2 protein-coding genes are annotated in these 2283 nt (G+C 70.9%); both read right to left on the reverse strand.

The genetic code is table 11. The features are described from left to right. Nucleotides 1–202 precede the first annotated feature (202 nt). Nucleotides 203–1441, reverse strand: a complete 1239-nt coding sequence (locus ACFXMF_RS47530; protein WP_379992751.1) for an FAD-dependent monooxygenase — start codon at nucleotides 1439–1441, stop codon at nucleotides 203–205. A 77-nt stretch (nucleotides 1442–1518) separates the two neighbouring features. Further along, nucleotides 1519–2196 (reverse strand): maleylpyruvate isomerase family mycothiol-dependent enzyme, encoded by a 678-nt coding sequence (locus ACFXMF_RS47535; protein ID WP_380021324.1) that lies wholly within the window; start codon nucleotides 2194–2196, stop codon nucleotides 1519–1521. Between the last annotated feature and the right edge of the window lie 87 nt (nucleotides 2197–2283).

Here is a 2283-nt window from a genome sequence, read left to right on the forward strand (position 1 = left end):
GTGGGCCGTGGGGGACTGCGGCGGTTGGAACATGGGTTGTTTGTGGCGGTCGAGGTCCCCGGGGCGTCCCAGGGCCGGGGGGACGACGGGCCACCGCGGTTATCCCGGGATCCGGTGCCCACCCCGTCCGTGATCTCCCGCGTCGTGGGCAACGGGTCTTCGTACGCGAGGTGTTCCCAACGTCCCCGACGGGGCGCGTCGCTCACCCTCGCGCGATCGTGGACGGGGGAGTCCCGAGCGGGATCGGTACGAACGCGGGGGGTTCCTCGTCCGGTTCCAGTGCCGTCGGGCCGTACAGCCAGTCGACGAACGTGTAGTCGTGGGTGTCGCGTTCTCGCAGGATCGCGTTGCGTTGTGCGCGGGCGAGCCCGTCGAGGTGCCAGAGTTCGCCCCAGGCCCGGGCGGTGCGCTGTACGCGGCGGCAGTGCTCGGGGCGGACAGCCTGGTAGGCGGCGAGGGTGGCGGTCCAGTCCACGGTTTTGTCGGCCGCGCGGTTCCGGGCGGCGTGCCGGGCCAGCACCCAGCCGTCTTCGAGCGCCATGATCGCGCCCTGGGCCAGGTATTGCAGGGGTGGATGGGCCGCGTCGCCGAGCAGGACGACCCGGTCGTACACCCAGGTGTCGATCGGTTCGCGGTCGAACATGCGCCACCACCGGTCGCGCCACATCAGGGGAATGCCCGCGCGGACCTGGTCGGTGGTATCCGCGAAGGCCTCGTCGAGTTCGTCCGGTGTGCCCCAATCGGCTTTGCCGGCAAGGGCTTTCGGTGACTCGAACACGGCCACCTGGTTGAACATCTCGCCGCTGCGGAGGGCGTACTGCACGAAGTGGCAGCGCGGGCCGACGTGTACGACGACGGCGTTCTCGTGCACATGGTGGTCGCGGACGTTGTCGATGGGAACCGCGCCGCGGTACGCCACGTAGGACGAACTGACCGGCGCGTCACCGACGAACCGGTCGCGGGCGACCGAGTGCAGGCCGTCCGCCGCGATCACCACGTCGGCGTGCTCGGTGCGACCGTCGGCCAGAAGGACCGACGGTCGCGGGCCGTCGCGGTGGTACTCGGTGACCCGGCTGTCGGTGGCCAGGTCGACGCCGGCACGTCGGCAGGCGTTCAACAGCAGGGTGTGCAGGTCGCTGCGGTGGATCACGATGTACGGGAAGCCGTAGCGTCGTTCCAGGTTGCGCAGATCGAGGCGGGTGAGCTCGGTGCCATCGACGGCGTCGAACATCACCATGGAGTCCGGCACGACGCCGAGCCTCTTGGCCTCGTCCAGCAGGCCGTACTCGTGCAGGATGCGGGTGCAGTTGGGAGCGAGTTGGAGGCCGGCACCGACCTCGCCGAACTCCGGTGCCTGTTCCAGCACTCGCACCCGCAGCCCCTCGATGGCGAGGGCGAACGCCGCGCCGAGGCCGCCGATTCCGCCGCCGACGACGAGCACGTCCGTGGTGTCGGGGGGCGTCGTGTAGCCGGACGCCGTGTCGCGAGGCGTCGTGTCTTCGGTCATTGCGTGTGTCCTTACAGCCATGCGCCGAGTTCGGGCGCGGGTATGCCGGACTCGGTGGGGAGAACCGCGACGCGACCGGTCAGGTATGCGGTGATGTCGGCCAACGGGGCGCGGATCACGACCGGTTCACCGTGGCCGGCCAGTCGCCACGTGTGGTCGATGTCGGTGGCCGTGAGATCGACGGCCGGGCCGGATCCGGCGCCGTGCTTGGCGGCGGCTTCGGTGGTCAGCCGCCTCAGGAAGTCCTCCGGGAATGCGGCGAATCCGATCCCCACTGCCAAGTCGACGGTGTGTACGCATACTTCGCGAGCCCGGAGCCAGGGGATCTCCCCGGCAGGCAGGACGCGGCCCTGGGCGGTGACCACTTCGTGTGCCCACCGGTCGGGGGCGAGCGCGTCGAGGCCGGCCGCCAGGGCGGTGGCGGATCGGTTCAGCCGGTTCATCAGTTCGGCGTCGGTCATCGTCGTGCCGCGTTCGATGCCGGTCCGACGCTCGTCCGGGGACGCGTACATGGGGGTCGGCTCACCGGTGGCGGCCCACCTCACCAGGTTGCCCAAGGCGTCCGCGTTGCCCGCCACGTGCGCGGCCAGGTGCCGCCGGGTCCAGCCGGGCAGAGGAGTGTCGGCGTCGAACGCGGCTTCGTCGAGTGCCGCGCAGGCGTCGAGGAACCGGGCGGTGCCGAGCCGCATCCAGCGCAGCGGACCGTCGGGCGCCCCATCCACCGGGTCGGCGGGTGCGCCGCTCACCCGGCGTCCCTGACGACATGGTTCACCAAG

The organism is Embleya sp. NPDC059213 (assembly GCF_042754445.1).
In the GTDB taxonomy this organism is placed as follows: domain Bacteria; phylum Actinomycetota; class Actinomycetes; order Streptomycetales; family Streptomycetaceae; genus Embleya.